This is a genomic window from Haemophilus sp. HMSC061E01, assembly GCF_001810345.1.
GTDB lineage: Bacteria > Pseudomonadota > Gammaproteobacteria > Enterobacterales > Pasteurellaceae > Haemophilus_D.
On sequence record NZ_KV801020.1, the window covers coordinates 1 to 209 of the forward strand.

Sequence of the window (209 nt, forward strand, 5' to 3'; positions counted from 1 at the left end):
AACTCTTAAGAAGGAGGAATATTAAAAATGGCTTATCGTAAATTAGGACGTACAAGTTCACAACGTAAAGCGTTATTACGTGACTTGACAACTGACTTAATTATTAACGAACGTATCGTTACAACTGAAGCTCGTGCTAAAGAAATCCGTTCTACTGTAGAAAAAATGATTACTTTAGGTAAACGTGGTGACTTACATGCTCGCCGTCA

At 36.4% G+C, this 209-nt stretch carries 1 protein-coding gene; it reads left to right on the forward strand.

All coding sequences use genetic code 11. The annotated features are described in order from the left end of the window. Positions 1-27 precede the first annotated feature (27 nt). The coding region (rplQ, locus tag HMPREF2732_RS08970) for a 50S ribosomal protein L17 (RefSeq protein ID WP_070592603.1) at positions 28-209 on the forward strand (182 nt) is incomplete at its 3' end.